Source organism: Paenibacillus sp. MAHUQ-45, from assembly GCF_058133325.1.
Genome location: NZ_JBYUPV010000033.1, coordinates 1 through 1,205 on the forward strand (window position 1 = coordinate 1; position 1,205 = coordinate 1,205).

Annotated in this window: 1 protein-coding gene; it reads left to right on the forward strand. The window is 45.1% G+C overall.

Going from position 1 to position 1,205, the window contains the following annotated elements:
* A partial coding sequence (locus tag AC3Y23_RS29000; protein ID WP_379205549.1) for a bifunctional metallophosphatase/5'-nucleotidase occupies nucleotides 1-1,205 on the forward strand: 1,205 nt, incomplete at both ends.

A 1,205-nucleotide genomic window follows, 5' to 3' on the forward strand; every position in this document is an offset into this window, starting at 1 on the left:
GTCTCCTCCAATGTGAACTTCTCAGAGGATGAGATTCTTAGCAAAATGTTCATCAATGAAATCGGTCGGTCAGGTAATGCCGGAACAATCTATCCTGCACTGATCAAAGAAATCGACGGCCAACAGATCGGGATCGTTGGTCTGACGACTGAAGATACGGCCAACATTGCTTCGCCAGGTAAAGTGACTTTCGAGAATGCTGTCGCTAAGGCACAAGCTACGGTCGCTATGCTTGAAAAAGAGAACATTAACAAGATCATTGTGCTCTCACACCTTGGCTATGAAGAAGATCTGAAGCTAGCCAAAGCCGTTAACGGCATTGATATTATCGTTGGTGGTCACAGCCACACGCAACTGGATCAAGCCGTTGTAGATAACAGTGATCCAAAAGCACCGAAGCTAATTGTACAGACCGGCGAAAAGGGACTTTTCCTGGGTCAACTTGAAGTTAAATTTAACAAAGATGGCGTATTGACGGATTGGAAAGACCAGTTAATCTCCATCGATGCTAAAAACGCTGACGGCAAATACAAGATCGCAGAGGATCCTGAAGCGAAGAAGATCCTAGATACCGAGTATAAGCCAGGCATTCAAGAGCTAACCAATGAAGTAGTAGGTAAGACAGAGGTCGTTCTAAACGGCGTTCGTGATAATGTTCGCACAAAGGAAACCAACCTTGGTAACCTGATTGCCGATGGTATGCTTTATGCAGCTCAAAAAGCGGGCACTAATGCCGTAATCGCTCTGCAAAACGGCGGCGGTATTCGTGAATCTATCAAAGAAGGTCCGATTACACAAGGTGGAGTTCTCGGAGTACTTCCATTCAACAACGATCTGGTCACGATCACTCTGACCGGACAAGAGATTAAGGATGCCATGGAGAATGGGGTTTCTAAAGCTCCAGCAGCAGATGGACGTTTCCCACACGTTGCAGGGCTGAAATTCTATTACGACTCTACAAAACCTGTGAACGAACGTGTATTGCGTATTGAAGTGAAGAACGGAGATAAATACGTTCCTCTAGACCTAAAAGCATCTTATGAAGTAGCTACGAATGCTTTCACAGCTAAAGGTGGGGATTTCTACTCTTCCCTTGAAAAGGCCTATAAAGAAGGTCGCGTGAACCTGCTGTACCTACCGGACTTTGAAGTATTTACAAAGTATATTCAGAAGGTTGGAACTATCACTGCGAACACTTCCGCAGT